This is a genomic window from Luteibacter sp. RCC_6_2, from assembly GCF_041360655.1.
Classification (GTDB): Bacteria; Pseudomonadota; Gammaproteobacteria; order Xanthomonadales; family Rhodanobacteraceae; genus Luteibacter.
This window is the reverse complement of sequence record NZ_JBFUPQ010000006.1, coordinates 263,897-281,138: the sequence shown is the minus strand read 5'-3', so window position 1 is coordinate 281,138 and position 17,242 is coordinate 263,897. Positions and strand designations below refer to the sequence as shown.

At 59.2% G+C, this 17,242-nt stretch carries 16 protein-coding genes; all 16 read right to left on the bottom strand.

All coding sequences use genetic code 11. The features are described 5' to 3' along the window. Positions 1–11 precede the first annotated feature (11 nt). The 16 genes from AB6730_RS08985 to AB6730_RS08910 all read right to left on the bottom strand — a co-directional run bounded on the left by AB6730_RS08985 (position 12) and on the right by AB6730_RS08910 (position 17,201). Positions 12–1,559: a peptidoglycan-binding protein gene (locus AB6730_RS08985; RefSeq protein ID WP_371023299.1), complete on the bottom strand. Its 1,548-nt coding sequence runs from the start codon at positions 1,557–1,559 to the stop codon at positions 12–14. A 42-nt stretch (positions 1,560–1,601) separates the two neighbouring features. Continuing rightward, positions 1,602–2,144, bottom strand: a complete 543-nt coding sequence (locus AB6730_RS08980) for a hypothetical protein (RefSeq protein WP_371023298.1) — start codon at positions 2,142–2,144, stop codon at positions 1,602–1,604. Between the two features lie 53 nt (positions 2,145–2,197). Continuing rightward, on the bottom strand, positions 2,198–3,880 hold the full coding sequence (locus tag AB6730_RS08975; protein WP_371023297.1) for a type IV secretory system conjugative DNA transfer family protein: 1,683 nt from the start codon (positions 3,878–3,880) through the stop codon (positions 2,198–2,200). 515 nt (positions 3,881–4,395) lie between these two features. After that, positions 4,396–5,853 (bottom strand): XVIPCD domain-containing protein, encoded by a 1,458-nt coding sequence (locus AB6730_RS08970; protein WP_371023296.1) that lies wholly within the window; start codon positions 5,851–5,853, stop codon positions 4,396–4,398. Next, on the bottom strand, positions 5,850–6,455 hold the full coding sequence (locus AB6730_RS08965; RefSeq protein WP_371023295.1) for a hypothetical protein: 606 nt from the start codon (positions 6,453–6,455) through the stop codon (positions 5,850–5,852). The genes AB6730_RS08970 and AB6730_RS08965 overlap by 4 nt, the downstream gene beginning before the upstream one ends. After that, complete coding sequence (locus AB6730_RS08960; RefSeq protein WP_371023294.1) at positions 6,452–7,534, bottom strand: XVIPCD domain-containing protein; 1,083 nt, start codon at positions 7,532–7,534, stop codon at positions 6,452–6,454. Before AB6730_RS08960 ends, AB6730_RS08965 begins: the two co-directional genes overlap by 4 nt. Positions 7,535–7,568: 34 nt before the next feature. After that, positions 7,569–8,057 carry a hypothetical protein gene (locus AB6730_RS08955; RefSeq protein ID WP_371023293.1) on the bottom strand — a complete coding sequence of 163 codons (489 nt, stop codon included), beginning with the start codon at positions 8,055–8,057 and terminating at the stop codon, positions 7,569–7,571. 14 nt (positions 8,058–8,071) lie between these two features. Next, positions 8,072–9,364 carry an XVIPCD domain-containing protein gene (locus AB6730_RS08950; RefSeq protein WP_371023292.1) on the bottom strand — a complete coding sequence of 431 codons (1,293 nt, stop codon included), beginning with the start codon at positions 9,362–9,364 and terminating at the stop codon, positions 8,072–8,074. An 81-nt stretch (positions 9,365–9,445) separates the two neighbouring features. Beyond that, positions 9,446–10,231: a hypothetical protein gene (locus AB6730_RS08945; RefSeq protein WP_371023291.1), complete on the bottom strand. Its 786-nt coding sequence runs from the start codon at positions 10,229–10,231 to the stop codon at positions 9,446–9,448. Then, complete coding sequence (locus tag AB6730_RS08940; protein ID WP_371023290.1) at positions 10,212–10,712, bottom strand: DUF4189 domain-containing protein; 501 nt, start codon at positions 10,710–10,712, stop codon at positions 10,212–10,214. The genes AB6730_RS08945 and AB6730_RS08940 overlap by 20 nt, the downstream gene beginning before the upstream one ends. Next, entirely contained in the window at positions 10,709–11,863 is a 1,155-nt protein-coding gene (locus AB6730_RS08935; protein ID WP_371023289.1) for a type IV secretion system protein, read from the bottom strand. The genes AB6730_RS08940 and AB6730_RS08935 overlap by 4 nt, the downstream gene beginning before the upstream one ends. A 66-nt stretch (positions 11,864–11,929) precedes the next feature. Further along, positions 11,930–12,763, bottom strand: coding sequence for a hypothetical protein (locus tag AB6730_RS08930; RefSeq protein WP_371023288.1), 834 nt, complete (start codon positions 12,761–12,763; stop codon positions 11,930–11,932). 32 nt (positions 12,764–12,795) lie between these two features. Beyond that, complete coding sequence (locus AB6730_RS08925; protein ID WP_371023287.1) at positions 12,796–15,264, bottom strand: VirB4 family type IV secretion/conjugal transfer ATPase; 2,469 nt, start codon at positions 15,262–15,264, stop codon at positions 12,796–12,798. 61 nt (positions 15,265–15,325) lie between these two features. Then, complete coding sequence (locus tag AB6730_RS08920) at positions 15,326–15,634, bottom strand: type IV secretion system protein VirB3 (protein ID WP_371023286.1); 309 nt, start codon at positions 15,632–15,634, stop codon at positions 15,326–15,328. After that, positions 15,627–16,049 (bottom strand): TrbC/VirB2 family protein, encoded by a 423-nt coding sequence (locus tag AB6730_RS08915; protein WP_371023285.1) that lies wholly within the window; start codon positions 16,047–16,049, stop codon positions 15,627–15,629. The genes AB6730_RS08920 and AB6730_RS08915 overlap by 8 nt, the downstream gene beginning before the upstream one ends. Before the next feature lie 132 nt (positions 16,050–16,181). Further along, positions 16,182–17,201 (bottom strand): transglycosylase SLT domain-containing protein, encoded by a 1,020-nt coding sequence (locus AB6730_RS08910; RefSeq protein ID WP_371023284.1) that lies wholly within the window; start codon positions 17,199–17,201, stop codon positions 16,182–16,184. Positions 17,202–17,242 lie beyond the last annotated feature (41 nt).

Sequence of the window (17,242 nt, the reverse complement as noted above, 5' to 3'; positions counted from 1 at the left end):
CTTCTTCGCTTTTACGCGCGCAATGGACCTTGTTGCTGGCTTTGCACCTGCGCTTCGGAGTGCTGTTGAGCCTGGGCCTGCGTTTGAGCCTGTGCCTGACCCTGGCTCTGCGGCATGGCTTCTGCGCTGCTCTGCGCCAGTGGCGTCCGCGTGGCCTGGAGCACGTCGACTTCGGCGACCTGCTTGAACGGCGACTTCGAATCGCCCTGCATGGCGTAGGCCCTGCTGGCATCGTCGCTGAGCGCCACGTGGTCGATCCGTTGCATGCCGTTCGTTACGGCAGCCGCCGTGAGTGAGCCGGCAATCATGCTCGTATGCGGTCCCGAGGGCCGCCCATGCTGCGCATCGAGACGCTGGACGCCATCGAGCGCCTGACGGTAGATGTCGTTGGATGGGTGGCTGGCGTCATCGAGCGAAGGCGCTCCGGCGTGTTGGCGATTGGCATCGAGCGCGCGCAAGGTCTTCGGCCCCGCGATGCCGTCGGCTTCCAGGCCATGAGCGCGCTGGAAAGCCTGCACGGCCTCCTTGGTCTTCGGCCCGAAGTCCGCGTCGGCGGCAGGCGACCGACCGTTGGACGCGACATAGCCCTGATCGCGCAGCTGGCGCTGTAGCGCTTCGACCGCCGGGCCGGTGGCTCCCTCGCGTAACGACACACCTTCCTGCGTGGCATGCCGAGCGGTCGTGCCGGTGTCAGGTGTGGCCGCCGGGGTATTTTGCCGCTGCGGTGTCTGCTCCAGTGCTTTCAACGTCGCCGGGCCGACCACGCCATCCGGCTTCAAGTGGTGCTCCGTCTGGAAGCGCTCGATCGCGAGGCGCGTCTCCTTGCCGGGATGTCCGTCCACCTTCAGTGGCTGACCCGCCGAGTCGGTGTAGCCGTGGGCGTTGAGCAGCGTCTGTACGTGCTCCGCCTTCTCCTTGCTCATGCCGTGCGATGCCTTCGCCGCGGGCATCGCTTCGGGGCCACCCGGCTTGTAGCCCTTCTCGATGGCGTCCTGCCATGCCCCGGCCGCGTTCCTGCGCTCACCGAGACCATTGTGGCCCCCGTTGATGTCCTTGCATGCGGCGTCCACGTCGGTCTGGTGACCGTTGGCCTGCACGCGATCCTTCCAATACTGGATGGCGATCTTCGCGGCCACCTCCTTGTCTTCCGCAAGCTCGGGATGCTTGACGAGATCGAGCCCCAGTTCCTTGCCCATCTTTTCATAGCCGGCGCGGCCGGTGAGTTGGACATAGCCGCGGCCATGGAAGGTCCAGCCGTCCCCGGGCTCGGTATTGCCGAGGTTCTTCTTGCCCCAGGCGCCGCCGTAGATTTCGTTGGCGATGGCCTCGGGACCGCCTGCGGCGATCTTGTTCGCCTCGGCGAGCGTATTCATCCCGTTGCGGCCGGGGAACACCTCGAGGAGACGGCTACCGGAATAACCGAGCCCTTCGGTCATGCGGGAATACCCACCCGACTCGACCTGCATCTGGCCCATGAAATTGCTCAGTTCCTTGGGGTCTGTAATACCCGCCTTCATGGCGGCGTCCATCAGATAGTCGGCGTTTTCTTTCGCGGACATGGTGTAACTCCTGGCTAATGAAAGGAAGGATTCGAGACGCGGTCAGCGCGTGGGAATCCCGTTTTTCTCGATCGCGGGGTCGCTCTTCCATTTGAGCGTCGCGTCGATGAGTGCGTCTTCATCCGTGTCGATTACCTTGCCGGCCTGGCAGGTACTTTGCTTCACCGGCTTGGCCTGGCCGTCCTTCAAGACCACCAGCCCGCCGTCCTGCAGGTTATTGGAGCCCGACACGGAATAGACGACGTACTTGAAACCGGCGTTCGTGAAGGCATAGGCGTAGCCCCCGGTATTGCCGGCGAATGTAAGATGCGTGCGCGTGAACTCACCCTCGCTGCCCATGGCGGGGTAGGTCATTTCCGGTTTCGCCGAGTCGCGGCCATAAGCGTAGTAGAAGCGTCCATCGCCGTGAGCCACGTCACCCGCGGCGCACATGGAGACGGTCTTGGTGCTGCCCGCGAGGGGGCAGGAAAACACGACCTGATCGGACTTGCCGCACATATTGGCGGGTGCGGTAGCTGCCAAGGTGGTTGCCGGAAGGGCGGCGGTTGCAGCGATCACTAATAGTGCTTTTGCGGCAGGTTTCATGAGACGACTCTGTTCAGTGGAAGGAAAACAGCAGGTGCGTGAATGCGGCCTTGTCAGATGGAGAGCGGTTCGATCTTCGCCTTTTCCATCAATCGTGACGTGAAGTATTTGTCCTGGTAGTAGCGGATCTTTTCGCACATCACCGGGTGAGGAATGCCCTCGTAGAGGAATACTTCCTTCTCGGTGCCCATGGCTTTCAATTCCTGCGGAAGCATGAGCGCGCGTTTCTCTTCGGAATGGCTCTTGGAGACGTCGCCCTTCTTGCTTTTGGTGATGTTCTCGCGGCGCACGGTCGTATAGCCGAGCATGTCGGAGTAGTCGTTGGCATCCTGCTGTTCGCGCGGGGCATAGACGATCTGCAACGCGTGGTTGGTGATGACGGTGCGCGAGACATCCTTGCCGTAGGTGGCGTCGAGCTGGGCCATGCTCTGGATGATGGGCAGGAGGCGGATGTTGTAGCCGGCCATGTACGACACCGCCGAAGCGATGATCTCCACCCTGCCGATCGAGGTGAACTCGTCCATGAGCAACAGGCATTGGTGCTTCAGCGTGGGATCGTTCTGCGGCAACACCTTGGTGTTGAGGTTGATCAACTGGCTGAAAAAAAGGTTCACGATCAGCTTGCTCTCGGCCAGCTTGTTCGGCTGGATACCGATGTAGATCGTCATCTTCTTTTTGCGCACATCGGTGAGCAGGAAATCGTCCTCACTGGTGGCCGCGTCCAGCACGGGGTTGATCCACGCGTTCAAGGGTTCCTTGAAGGTGCCGAGAATGGACGCGAAGGTTTCGTTGGCCTGCGAAAGCAGGTTGGCGAAGGCCGATTGGGCGTTGGCGCTGAGGAAGGGTTCTTTCGAGAGTCGCGTATACAGCTCGCGCAGGTCGGTGCCGTCGCCCGATGACAGGCGATAGATCATTCCCAGGGTGGGCTTGCTGCGCACGATCGCCGGTCGGCCCTTCTTCTCGTCGTCTTCCCACTTCTCGCAGAGGTACAGCGAAAAGGCCATGAAGGCGTTGCGCGCCTGGCTCACCCAGAACTTCTGGTCGTCGGACACGTCGGGATAGAGCATCGAGGCGATGCTCATGAGATCCGACACGCGGAACGCGGGGTCCTTGGAGACGTAGCTCAGCGGATTCCAACGGTGCGTGCGACGGTCCTCGGCGAACGGGTTGAACAGATAGATTTCCTGCCCTTGTGACTTGCGCCAGCCACTGGTCAAGTCGAAGTTCTCCTGCTTGATGTCCAGCACCACCACCGATTCCTGGTAGTCGAGCAGGTTTGGGATCACCACGCCGACGCCCTTGCCCGAACGGGTGGGCGCGGCGAGGATCACGAACTGCTGGCCGGGAAGACGGACCAGGTCGCCCTTGAACTTGCCCACGAGGATGCCGTTCGGGGCGGGCGAGAGCATGTTTTGTTTGCGCAGGTCGGAGGCGGTGGCGAAGCGGGCGTCGCCGTGCATGGCCTGCTTTTTTGGCTTGAACAATGGAAACAAAGAACCAACCCAGAGCAGTATCGGTGGCAAGAATCCTATCCAGCCCGCGGATTTAATCTTCCACGTGTAGGGCTGGAATTCAGGAAGGTTCAATGCTCGGAAATACTCGAAATACGTGTTCCATGCTAATGGCACGGAATGCATGCCGAGAAAGCGCAGGCAAAGATAGCTCGCGACAAAATTACCGATGACAAGGGCAACTACCAAGGTGATTGCCGAAAAATAGATCCTGGCCCTGCTCATCTAATCGTTTCCATTATTCGAAGTTCCATACCGGCGTTATCCGCGTGTTTCACATTGGAAGTTCAATGCGGGCTCGGCGTGTCCTCAGCACGAGCTCCTGCCTTCGTGTCCCACTCGCCATTGCTTCGTGGCGCTCCACAAACGGCGAGGTAGTCATCCAGCCCTTCTCGCTCGTCCTGCGTCCATGCTCTACCTGTCTCGGTATTTGGTTCGTCACAAAGCCAGGTATACGTCCAAATTCCGAAGCCATAAGGTGGTACGGGTATCCAGCAGGGATCCGGCCTCTTCATACCCTGCGTACAGAATACAAATGGGTCGTTGTCGCGCTGAGATAAGTGCTTATACACGGCGGTCTGTGCCGTTGCTGCACACGCAAAGGTCATTGCGAAAACTGAAATCCAACGCTTCATGTTGATTCCTCTGTTCCTTTGGATCGAACAATCGAGGCGCAGGCCCGGAACGGGCGAACTGGGGCTCGTGATTCTGTGTGCCATTTCGTCTTTATCCGAAGCGACCTATATGGACGGGTGGACTTGAGTCTTTGCCTGCTGTTCCTGAGACATTGGCAGAGTGGCGGCACGTACCTGCTGATCCGACGCTTGTTGCCATTGCTGAGTGCTCTGCTCGACGGAAGTACCCACGGCGCGTTGCGTGTCCACCTCAGCTACTTGCTTGAAAGGTGAATTGGCTTCCCCTTGCACCGCATAGGTCCGGCTGGCGTCAGCACTCAGGGTGACGTGATCGATACGCTGCATGCCTCCTTGTTGGGCTGCCGCGGTCAGCGACGCGGCGAGTCGGTTGCTTTGTTCGTCGGGTTGACGTTGAAGCTGGCTGTCGAGCCGCTGGACACCATCACGAGCCTGTTGGAACAAGCCGTGGCCCGGGTGCTCGGGCTGGTCGAGGCGCTGTGGCGCCGGTTTTTCGTCGTTGAACCATGAGCCGGGATGGGTGAGGGTATTCCAGGCACTGGAGGCGCCTTCGCTGATCGCGTGGCCTGCCGCGTGGAGGTCCTTCGACACTTCGTCGCGTACCCGGCCCGCCGCTTCCACCACTTCGTGCGCTGCATGACTCACGGCATGACCGGCCGCGGTCAAGCCTTCGTCGATTTTATCGTGCAAGTAGTCGACGCCTTCACCAATAGCCTTGGGTATCTCCCACGAGGCCGACAGCCCCTTGCGGATATCCATGACATCGTTGCGATAACGATCGACCATGCCTTCGTGGGCTCGATACCGGCCTTGGCTTTCGGCATCGATGATCGAATGTCCCAGCAGCTTGCTTTCCGGCACGAAATTGTCGATCGCGTGCGCACTGAAGTCGGTGGCCTTGATCGGATTGCGTGGCGAGAGAATGCCACTGTCGTCGCGGTAGCCCGCGTTCGACAAGGTGTCGATATCCTTCTGCGCCGCGTAGATCCGGACTTCGCCGAAGTGTTCGCTGGCTGCACTTACCAGGTCACCAGCCCGCACGTGGTCGATAACCTGGTTTCCACCCGCGGGAACGCCTTGCAGCAGTCCGGCGGCTCCGTAGGCGTTGAACGTCTCGCCTTTCAAGCCATAGCGCGACGCCGCGATCTCGGCGAGCGTGCCGCCGAGGGAATGTCCCGTCACCGAGATATCGGGCGGAGCGTTTCCCTGATCGACGGCGTCTTGCTTCGTTTCCGCGATGACTCGTTCGGTGAAAGCCATGGCGTCGTGCGTCTGGAGGTTTACTCCAGTCAGCACCATGCCCGCGTCCACCCCGCCATCATGAACGGGCTCGCGATCGAATTCGGTGCCGCGAAACGCGATGACGACCTGGCTAGGCTTGACGTCTTCGCGTATGTACGCCTGGGCCTGGAATCCCGTCGCCGGGTTGTTCTCTACCGCAGCGACACGATAGGTGATGCCGTCCAGGATGACCTTCTGGTTGACGGGCGTGTCGTGATAGACGTCCTGCGAAAGCAGGGCATAGTCGGTCGACCGCGGGTTCACTGGAGCTTCTCCACGGCCTTCAAGGTGATGGAGAAGATCGCGCCCGCATCATTGAAGTCCGACTTGCTTGGGGAACCTATGTCGATACGCGAACGCGATGCCCTTTCATAGGAACGCTCCGAGAAATACCGGACCACGCTTTTCTGGCCAAGGATGTCATCGTGATAAATCGCCGGACTGAAGTTTACCTCGCCATGGTGGAAGTCGGCGGAGGCGCCGACGACCGACCAGTGGCAGACTCCGAGGCCAAAGTAGTCTTCGTCCTGGATCTGGTCGACATAGATCACGGCCTTGAACGTATTTTCGCCGTCCCGCTCGAAGACGACCGGAAGCCGCTTCTGAGGCTCCACGGTGGCGCCCGTGACAGGAGTCAACGGAACGCAGGCACCGTTGAACACCTTGTAATCCACCGACCCATCGATTCGCTCGAAGGCCCCAGGAGCACCGGTAACCGTGGCCGTGATCTCGTAACGCATGCGAGGGTTCGGATTGAGCTTGATGTCAGGCTGTTTCATGGAGGCACCGTAGGCATAAGGAATGAGGGACAGAAGGGCAAGGACAATCCCACCGCGTAGCGGTTGACGCATCGTCGTCATGCTCATGGCCCCGGCATCGGTTGCGCATGCTGTTGTTGCGCCTGTTGTTGAGCAGGGGCTTGTTGGGCCACGTGCTGCAAGGCCTGGCTGCTTTGCTCGATCGAGGTATTCATGGCCCGCTGCGTTTCCACTTCAGCGACCTGTTTGAACGGTGAACCGGGTTCGCCCTGCATGGCGTACGCCCGGCTGGCATCGGTGTTGAGGGTGACGTGGTCGATGCGTTGCAGTCCTTCCTGACGTGCCGCGACCGTGAGCGATGCCGCGAGGCGATCGCTGCGCTCGTCCGGCACGCGTTCATGTTGCGCATCCAGCCGATGAACGCCTTCCCGTGCCTGTCGGTAGATCTCATGATCCGGATGGGATGGCGTGTCGAGCCGCGGTGCCCCGTGAGCCTGCTGGTGCTGTAGTGCTTCCGCGGTGCGCGGACCGACCACACCGTCGGGCTTCAGTCCGTGGGCACGCTGGAAATTCTCGACGGCTTCCTTCGTATGCTCACCGAAATGACTGTCCGTGGACAGACGATGTCCCCGGGCGTCGCGGATGCCGAGGGCGTTCAGGCGTTCCTGCAACGCGTGGACGTCAGGCCCCCTGGTGCCCTCGCGCATAACCGCATGGCTACCGTCGTGGGAGTGGCCGGCGGGCGCGGTCTGGATGCCGGTCGGCTGGACCTGCCGGTCACGCCAGAACGTTTCCGGATTGACGGGGTGGCCTTGCGCGTCTTTCATTTGGTAATGGACGTGCTGCGCATATTGACCTGCGCCGTCTGGGCCGCGGCCGCCCATGCGTCCGATTTCGTCGCCCACCTGGATGTGCTGCCCGACTTTCACGGATTGGGACTGGGTATGCAGAAGCTCGTGGCTGTTGCCTTCGGCATCGCGGATCTTGATCGTGCCGTACTGTCCACCGACGAAGGTGACCTCACCGGCGATCGGCGAATGAATGGAGGGGTGGGTCAGGTTGATGCCCGACTGTCCGCCTTCGTAGTTGAAGTCCGATCCACCGTGGGGTCCCTTGGCGCGGTGTTCGCCATAGTGCCCGGTGATGTGCGCCGCACGATTGCCCTGTTGCGGCAGGATGACATTCATGACGTCCTGGTATGGCATGGGTCTCTCCTTCGGTTCAGAGCGAATCGTCTTTCACACGGTAAAGGTGCCAGCAGCCGTCCTTCCGGAAGAAGAACGACATCTGGTAGTCGGTGTCCGGCTTGGCCAGCTTGATCGTGACTTCCGTCGGGCTGGTTGCGGTCCGCGTGGCGGTGAGGCTGTTCTTGGCCTGGTCCGCCTGGCTAGGCATCACGGGGAACGTGACATTGGCCTTGGCGAGCATCTTCGACACCGGCTTCGGTTCGGGATCGGCGTTGGGGTCGACCGAATCGCTTTGCAGTGGGTCGGTTACATAGGCCTTCTGCAGGGACACGTCGTTCTGGAAGAGAGGCAGGAAGGCATCGAAGTCGTCCGCCGGGCAGCGGGACGCCTGTGCGCCCGCTGTGGACGCGGCGGCGGGCGCTTGTGACGGGGTTGGTGCCTTGTCACACGCAACCAACAGGAGTGCGAAGGCCAGGGAAGGAAGGAGAAGCGTGCGCATCGCGGGTCGTTTCAAGGCGGTCATGTCGCTCTCCCTTGTTACATGCCAGGACTGGGCTGTGGGGGTTGTGTCTGCGGACCCGATGGCCTTTGAGTATGGTCATTCGCAGTATCGGCGGGCGAGGGTTTAGCCAAGGCCTCGGCACTCTGGGCGATGGGCGTGTTGACCGCTTGTGCCGTTGGAACGTCGGCGATACGTTTATGCGGAGAACCGGTGTCACCGGCCACTGCGTAGGCGCGGCTCGCATCGTCGCTCAACACGACATGGTCGATCGACCTCAACCCTTCCTGTTTCGCTGCGACCGTCAAAGCGGCGGCAAGGTTGTCGCTCTGTTGATCTGGTGTGCGTTGATGCTGTGCATCCAGACGATGGACGGCTGCACGGGCTTGTTCGTACAGCGCATAATCGGGATGAGCCGGATTGTCCAGCCGCACGGCGGGCATGGGCTGTCGGGCCGTATCCACAAGCTTCTGTTGCTCTATGGTGGCCAGCGTTTTTGGCCCAGCCACCCCGTCCGCCGCCAAATGATGATCTCGCTGGAATGCTTCAAGGGCTGAGCGTGTTCCCTGGCCAAAGTGTCCGTCCGCCTGCAACGGCTGATGATGGGCGTCGGTGTAGCCGAGGCGAGCGAGGCTCGTTTGAAGCATACGCACGTCTTCGCCGTGCATGCCTTCCTTCATTTCCCGGTGCCCCGGATCGGCAGGCCTGGCGGCGGAGGACGGGTAACCGACGGCACCGTCGCTGAGACGTTGCATAACTTCGGGTGTTAGACGTCGCTGCCAGTCCTCAAAGCGAGCTTCGCGGTCTTCCAGGCCATTGTATTTGCCATTGACCGCCAGGGTCGCCGCGCGCACGTTTTCACGAGCGGCCTCCGGCACGCGGTTCTCCCAGTACCAGACAGCGATGCGTGACGCGTTTTGCGGTTCGGCCGCGAGTTCGGGATGACCGACGAGGTCGAGATCGAGTGCTTCGCCTGCGGCGCGATAATTATCCTTGCCCGTGAGCTGGATGTAGCCCCGGCCGTGGTAACGCCAGCCATCTCCCGGTTGGTCATTGCCGTTGCGCCCACCGTACATGAGTTCGGCCAAGCGCTCCGGGTGGCCCTGTAGGGCCTGGACGCGGGCAGACTCGAGCGCATCAGGCCCTTCACGCCACGCCGATTGCACCGGGATCTGCGAGATGTTCCGGGTATAGCGGAAGCTCTCTTCCAGGCGGTTGAGGCCATTCGATTCATGGGTAACCTGAGCCATTAAGTTGGCCAGTTCCCTCGGGGAGGTGATGCCGGCCGCCGTCGCGTCCGCCAGCATTTGCGTTTCACGGTCAATCGCCATGTGTAACTCCTGTTTGACTTACGCTCGGCATGCCTCCTGCGTGCCTTATATAACCCGCCGATCCAGGCGGAGTTGCCGCAATTAAGGCAGAGTGACCTCTGGCAGTTTGGAGGGATCGAAATCCTTGAACGACACGACACCCAGCTCTTTTGTCGTCAGGTCGACGTGCTTCTGCTTGCCGGTATCGGCGTCGGATACGGAACGGACCACCTTGGTGACGAACCAGTCCTTCTTATCCGCGGCATAGGTGAAGGTGTACTCGTCCGACCAGCGTTCACGGCTGCCGCCGCCATTGGCGATCGTGAACTGGCCACGGGAAATACGTGCATAGCCGTAGGGATCGCCCGCCGTACCCCCGCAGGTCCCACAAGGCACGACCGTGGCATTTGATGCCGCTTTCTGCAGGTGGCCGGAAGTGTCGCGTGTGAGCAACACGACGTCACGTTGGGAACCTTCGCCTAGCTTCTCACTGCCGGTGGGTATGGGCTCAAGTACCAACAGTGCGCCGGGTCGACCATTCCCGGTCAAGTCTCCTGTCTTTGAATCGAGGATCCTGGTGCCAGCGGTGGCAAACGATTTGAGGTCGTCCATCTGGCTTCCTTTGTCTTGCGCCGCGGCGGCCGGGGCAGGGTGGGGCTTGGCGTAGGGGTTGGGAGTTTGAGCAGCAGCTATCGTGGAAAAGCCGAAAGCAGCCAGATAGACGAGGTTGAAGGTCGTGCGATTGATCATAGCAATGCCAATTCTTCCCGCTAGATGTCGATGAATTTTTTCTAAAAGCTTTGCTTTCGTGACCTGCGAAAAGTTGCCCAGTGCACTCATAGCAAGAAGCTCCAGTGAGGACTTCACTTCATTGAATGCGTTTCGCATTGCTACATCTGGCATAAATGACACGACACGAATCCCGACCTCCACAATCCGACAATGCAGCGCTTTCCGCCGTGTTCGTAGTCGGCGCACTGACTGCGAATATGACACCGCCATTAAAATTCTGGGTCGCTGCAACGCATTGGTTGTGATAGGAAATCAGAAGTTTGCATTGAATCCCTCCATTCTCTGAACAGCGGTCCATGGCTTCTGATTCGGCTTTGGTTCTGCTTGATGAACTTGAGACGGTGCCTGCTCTTCCGGAGCTCGCATCTACGGCAATGGCTCCCCACTGATCGGCCCAGATGGCAGTCGGTGGGAGGTGGATAGAGGCAGCGTTGTCCTGGTAGTACGGCGAATTCGGTTGATTCGGCGGAATACAGCCTGGGTTACCCGCTGAAGGGATTCCTGGTGCACATTGCGAAATTGCTGCTGACGAATGAATGATCACTGCAACAACGAACACTCGGTCAAATATCTTCATGTCGAATCCTTAGAAGAAAAGTCCTTTGACTTCGTAGTATCGGTGCCCATTGCATAGCCACTTCCAAGACCCAGGTTACTTATTGGCGGAGTGCCAGAAGGTTGGCTGCTTCCTCTCGCCATATTTTGATCCACGGGAGCATGAGCCGGCATAGGCCGTCCCTGTGCCAAGGCCTGCTGAGCTCGCCCGTAACCTCCCGCGCCGATCGTGCCGAATGACGAGTAAGAGGCGAACTGGCCGAGTGTGCCTTGGAAGAAGGCCGCTGCCATCGGCGGGGCCATGACGATCAAGGTCGACAGAAGTAAACCCAGGCCGCCCTGCTGGAGCGCCATGCTACTGATGCCGTCGGTGTCGCTCGAACTGGTCATGCCCACGAAGTAGCGCGCCACGAATGCAACGGTGATCGCCTTCATCATCTTCATGGCAATGCTCACCATGACGCTCAGAACCGCCAGGGAAAAGACGGTACCGATACCGTATAGAAGCCATTTGCTGAACAGTTGCTTTGTCTGGTCAAAGAGCAGGCACATGATGAAGAGGGGGCCGAACCCCACGAAGAGCGCAATGGCGATCTTGTTCAACAAGAGCATTGCGCCTGCGATGACGCTGGGGCCGGCGATACCGACGCCGGTAAACCAGCGATCGCGGTCCTTCGCATCCTGAGTTGCCTGGTTACCTCCGGTGTCGAGACTGTCGATCACAGCCATCGCACCCTCCATCTGGGCCAAGTTGGAGTCGATCATCTCGAATGGGCTGTCTGCCTCGTCGGTCACGTAACTGGTGATGGCGCTCGCCATGCCGTCGGTTAGCGTCCAGTAAGTAGCAGATGAGCCCATGGCTGCCGTGGTGGCTATGAAGACGATGAGCGTCGCCTTCAGTGAGTCTCCCACGAGCGCCATCATCGGTTGCCGCGACTGCCCGGTTACGATTCGGTAGCCCTGGAACATGATCCAGGCGGTGAGAATGACGACACCGGCAAAACCAATGACCGCAGCAGAGTTCGATAGCAGCTTCCATTGCATGATATCGATCTCTTCACGAAGGAAGTTATTGATCGACTTGAAGAAGACGAAATTGGTAATCGCACTGCCCGGGTCGCCTGCGAAGGCGAGAACGGACTTGCCGATTGAGTGGGACATCAGGTCGACCATGACGCTAGATTCCTGCGGAAGTAGGGTGTGACGCGGTCAAATAACTCTGCTGCTGGATAAGCAAGCTCACCACCATGAATCGGAGCGTCCGATCGTGAGCCGTTGCATGCCATCCGGCTTAGGGGTCTGACTCTCATTCAGCGCCGCCTGGAGAACCACGCCCGTGGTCAATGACTTGATGATATTTCCAACATCGACTGTCCCCACAATGGGCAAATCGATGCCACCTGCCTTGCCCGTGGGCGCGCCAGACTGGGCGGACTCGGCCTTCTGTGCCTGCACGGCGCGCAGGTAGCGAAGATTCGCCTCGTAAGCGTAGTTAACGGCGTCCATTTGCTGGCGATCGAGCGCGATGAGGTTGTAAAGCGCTGTCAGTTTGTTGGTGTTGTCTTCCAACTTGCCGTATTCCGTGGACTTGAGACCTTTCCGCTCGTCGAGCAATTGGCGCAGCGTCGTGTCCCGGGTATTCGAGGTTTCGTACACGGTAAGCATGTACTTGTACTGAGCGTTTTCGATCGCCACGATTTTCTTGCAAGTTTCTTGCTGCTCGGGCGCCACGTTATCGCAGTGCTTGCCATCATCAAGCGTCGCGGCAGTATCGTTCGCCTTCGGCAAGGCTTCGCTGGGATCGCCCATCCGGTCCCCAGGCTTCTTGCTGTCGTAAGCGTTAAGATCGAGCCGCGTATTGAGGCTGTCCAGCTGTCCGTTCGTCGTCTTGCCGCCGACCTTTGAACCGATGGAGTTCTTGAGATCGGTTAGCTTCTGGTTCGCGTCGGTATCAACAACTTTCCATTGGGCATGTGCTGCGGGAACGATCAGGCACGATCCCAGCATCAGAGCACCAATGGCTCCGAGGGGTCGTGCAAACCGATTTTTAGAAGATGCTGTATCGATAGCCATGGTGTCGTTCTCCATCCTGTATGGCCAAGGGGTCAGAGCGCCGCCGAGCGAGGCGTTCGCGTGGTTCGGGACGGGGATGTCGGGCGCTTTCCGCTGCCCTTGCGGTTTTCGTAGAAGGTCTCAAGCCACTGATCGGGTCGTAGGTCATCTGGATGGACGCCTTCGGACTCCGCACGCGCCTGAAGCACTTCGTGCATGATTTCAATATTGTCGGTAGAGGCGGAAATCACAGCCAGGACGTCATCCATGCCCCGCAGGTTGAGTTGGCATACGGCCGACGCATGTCCTTGCTTCACCAGGAAGCAGCGCGACCGCTCATCGAGACTTACGACCACTTGATATTCGGCGTCGGTCAGCTTAAGTCCGCCGACATAATCCTCGCGACTGGCATTCGGGTTAGGCAAGAGGATCATGGTTGCCGTTTGTTCGATCAGCGCCGACGCGATGTCGCTTGCCAGAGCGTCTTCCGGGCTCTGGGTCGCGAAGATACCCATACCGTTCTGCTTACGGATGGTCTTTTGCTTGTTCTTGGCGAACTCCTTCAAACCGCCCTTTCCATCGAGGATCTTCCAAAACTCGTCCATGACGTAGATCAGTCGTCTGCCGTCGATAAGATCTTCCAGGCGGTGCAGGAGGTAGTTGATGACCGGAACACGTACTTCAGGATTATCGATGATGTCGGTGTAGTCGAACCCGATGATGTTGGCTTTGGTCAAGTCAACGGTATCGCGCGGATTATCGAAGACCCAACCTAGCGAATTACCCGCCGTCCATTTCCTCATCCGGATAAAGAGCCCATCGTCGCCGAGGTTCGGAAGGCTCTTCTGAAAGTTCGTCATGTTGCGTAGATGCATCGGGGTGTCAAGCATGTTCTCGACCGCGCGGAAGATGTCTTCTTCTTCGCGCGAGCTGTAAACGCTCTTTCCGGCCAGGACCTTGATGAGGTCTCCGAGGAACTGGACATTCTCTTCACTGCGCTCGCAATGGAAGGGATTGAATCCGGTCGGCTTGCCGTTCTCCAGCGCCAGGTAGTTGCCACCGCATGCGCGCACGAAAATTTCAGCGCCGCGGTCCTTGTCGAAGAAGAAGATTGTCGGCGATGGCTCGAGCTTCTGTACCTGGCTTAGCAAGAAATTGATGAGGGCGGTCTTGCCAGTACCCGACTTGCCGATGACCATCGTGTTCGCGATCGCCTTTTCACCAAGGGAGTTTTCGGCTGGATGGGTGGCGTGGAAATTGAAGTAGTACGGCTGCCCGTTGGTCGTTTGTAACGTTGTGACGCAGTCGCCCCAAGGATTGTTCTCCTTCTTTCCCGTAGCGAAGTTGTGCAATGGCGAAAGACCGAGGAAATTCAGCGAGCTCACGTTGGCGAGGCGCGTGCGATACCTCCAGTTGCCCGGAAACTGCGCATAGAACGCAGCCGTGACGGCGAGGTCCTCCTTCACGGAGACGAACCCCGCATTCGAAAGTTCGGCACGGGTCATTGCGATCTGCTGTGCAAGGGCATCCTGGCTCGGTGCGTAGATCGTGATCGAGAAGTGATATTCGCCGAGCACGAAGTTGCCCGATGCCAACTGATCCATCGCGTGGTCCATCTCGATGATCTGGCTCACTGCCTTGTCACCCGACGAGACCATCATGCCCTTGGTGCGTTCCAGGGCTTTCAGAGCGTCCTGTCGTCCCATCGGACTGAACGAGTGGGTGATGACGTATTCGAAGTCGAGATACTTGAGGCCATTCAGAATGCCGGGATACGTGCCATCCACGTACTCCTTGATGTTGAGTATGGCCCCGAAGTGGTTGACGCCGTTTGGCGTCGTGAGCACGAAGTCACCGGTTTTAGCTGAGAAGCGCTGCCTGCTGACCGGGAGATAGTCGTAGATCGGGGCAGTGAGCGCCGGCACCGGTTCATCAATGCGATTGAGGATGTAGCCATAGAGCTCGAGAATTTCGGAAAACACGACGCCGTTCGAAGCTTCGTACAATCCGAGGCGATACGGAGCGTAGTCCTTTAGCACCGCTTCGACGTTGCCAGCCAACTCCAGAATCGTCGCAATCGCCTGGTTTTGCTCTGACTCGAGCCTGCCGACGTCGGACGACTTCTCGGCGAACCGTTTACCAGAAACAACGGGCCGGTAGAGCATCGTGAGGTAAAGCTCGTTTTGCATGAGCTTTTGCGTCGACAGGGCGTCGAAATATGCGTCCGACAACGACTGATTGAAGGCCTGGCCGAATTTTGCGGTATCGCGGATGCGACGCCTGCGTCGGATATCGTGAACCCAGAAAGCGACGTTCACGAAGTCTGGAGCGCGTAGAGTCTGCAACATCCGGTTGAATGTGTTGTGTCGATGCTCGAGCTCCCATTCCTCGCGTCCGACGAAAGGAAGCCCGCCAAGTCGCCATACCAGCAGGAAGTCTCCCCCGGTCGTTTTCACGACTGTTGGTGAGACGTGGGTGGAAAATGGAATGTGACTGGCAATGGGCGCGTCGGGTGTGAACATGGTTTCGATACCGTGAAAGCTTTAAAGGCCCTGGCACCGCGTGCCAGGGCGTCTGACTTGCCTAACGCTTGTCTTTTTTCGGGTCGCGGTAGTTGTTCGGGGTGAATACCCACATGCCGTCGTTCTCCTGCACGTTCCTGATCTTCGTCTTGAACTGCAAACGCAGCCCGAGCAAGCGAAAGATCAGTTCGTCGCGCCGTGCCATCTGACGCATCACGAAGATCACGCAGGGAATGAGAAGGAGGAACCAGAAGTTGAAGTACATCGCCAACAACAGGCCCGATCCAGCCCCGACAAAGAAAGGGACATACGGCACGCCCATAAACATGGGCGGGCGCGTGGACCCCCTGAATAGCGGATTCTTATGCATGGAAATGCAGAAGATGCATCGCTGTATTGATGGCCTCCATCATGAAGCCTGTCGGACCGCACTGGCCAGTGGAAGTCTTATCGTCGCCAGAAACGACCATCCTTGCGATCTGTGCAGCTGCACCGATGAGAACGCCGCCGAGGAGGGGCGGGGTGACATCGGAAATGCGCTTATGAGCGAATGCGATCTGGTAGCCGGAAAAAATCACGGCCACCGTCACGACGACGATAGAAGCCGCGTTGAGAATGGTGTTGATGCCGCCGAAGAATCCACAGACCTTCGTTTGCGTTTCGCCGACCTGGGCCAGGGCCAAGTCCGGTACAAAGGCAAGGGTCACGGCTAGAAATGCCAGTGTGGTGGTGAGGAGCGGATTCTTCGTCTGGGCGAATGCTTTGCTGAGGGAAGGCAGGGCCATCTTTAGTTCCTTGGTCAACGGTTTCAGACTGGGTTGAAGGCCGGACGATCCGGCCGCTTTGAAGTGGCTGCGCTAGGTGCAGCCGGGTTTGCCACAGCGTCGCAGGGAATGTCCTCTGCACGGGTTAGCAAATCAGAAAACGAAAGCGTCATCCCGCGCTCCCACTCGAAGATCGGCGTTATCGACTCCCGGCCGCGTGGCCGGCAGAACGGGCTGAGCGGGTCCGCGGGCAGGTTCTCCGGGACTACGAACTTCAGGTACGAAGATCCCATCGTTCACCGAGGAGGCTGTCGCCGCCTGATTGCCTGCGGGAGATGCGGCCGACACACCGATTTGCGACATCACCGCGGCGGTAGCGGGATCGGTAGGAATTCGCCCAGACTGCGGAGCGCCGGCAGCGCGCGGAAGTTGTGCTCCCACTTGGGCCATGACGGCAGCGGTGGCAGCGTCGGTGGGAATAGGGCCAGGTAGCGGCTCAGGCGACTGGACCAGGGCCGGGTTCGTGATAGGCACCGCGCCAGGTATCGATACAGGGGTGGCCCTGTCGGGCTGCGGAGCCAAGGCTTGACCAGCGGCCACGGACGCCGCCGCATCGAGAACGCTTCGCATGGCCACTCGGTATGCGGGGCTATCGTTTTTAAGTGCTGTAACGCCCTTGTCGACACGGACGACCTTGACAGGGGAGTTCGTAGCTTGCAGAGGAATGGCTTGCGCGCCCGCGAACAAGGTGCTGCGTGACATCGAATCGAATATTTTTTGGACGTAGCCGTCCTGGTAACCAGTGGTGAAATTGCCGGAGTAGTAGCAGCTGAACGCTTTGCCCCAGTCACCGCCGGCGCTGCTATAACACTGCGCGAGGATTTGCGAACCGGCCACGAGGTTCGGACAGTACTCGAACGCCTTTTCATACGTGTCGAGGCCGTACTTGCCTAGGTTGGCACGGTTCACCTGGGCGACCCCGAGGGAGTAGTTAAAGCCCTTTTGCTCAAGCATGCGTACCGTCGCCACGGCTTCGCCGAGGTTCTGCGGCTGGCGCACAAGCTGGCCGCCAACGACGCCGATCGCAAACGGGTTGCGGCTCGACTCGACGTTGACGACGTGCTGCATCACCTCGGCCGGTACGGCAAGGTTTTGACAAGCCATCATTTCCATTCCTGGTACCACCGTTACAACTCCTGTCTAATGACCGATGT